The sequence below is a fragment of the Neglectibacter sp. X4 genome, assembly GCF_009917365.1.
Lineage (GTDB): Bacteria > Bacillota > Clostridia > Oscillospirales > Acutalibacteraceae > Acutalibacter.
The window spans coordinates 1-620 of sequence record NZ_QWLE01000283.1; the positions used below are offsets into that span (position 1 = coordinate 1).

Here is a 620-nt window from a genome sequence, read left to right on the forward strand (position 1 = left end):
AGATAATCCTGCCCCAAAAGGAACACCAGCAGCGCCGGAATCAGATAGAACACCGACACCGCGAAGAACATGCCCGGGTCGCCCGTCACCACGTTGCCCAGATACACAGACAGCGGGTTGTCATAGGTATTCTTAATGAAAACTACCGCCTGATCCACAATGTTCCAGTTATCCGCAAACAGCAGCACCACCAGCGCCGCCACCACTGAGCTGAGGTTGGGCCGCACCACATACCAATACGTGCGCCAGGCCCCCGCCCCGTCCAGGGCCGCGGCCTCCAGGCACTCCTTGGGGAAGTTCTTGAGCTGCTGGCGGATGAGGAACACCCCCAGCGGATGGAACAGCGCGGGCAAAAGTATAGCTAGATAAGACTCCCGGATGTTCAGCCACCCTGCCACAATGAAGTTTGGCACCAGCAGAATCTGGGTGGGCATGAGCATGACAATGATATACATAAAGAAAATGGCTTCTTTGTATTTCCATTGTATATTTTCCAGCCCATATGCAGCCAGGGGAGCCAGCACACACTGGCCCAAAAGCACCGGCAGCACCAGCAAAACCGAGTTCCAGAACATCCGCAGATACCCCGGGCTTTCCAGCAAAAGCTGCTGATACTGCTC

At 55.5% G+C, this 620-nt stretch carries 1 protein-coding gene; it reads right to left on the reverse strand.

What is annotated here, in order from left to right:
* A partial coding sequence (locus tag D1841_RS18135) for a carbohydrate ABC transporter permease (RefSeq protein WP_166554379.1) occupies positions 1-620 on the reverse strand: 620 nt, incomplete at both ends.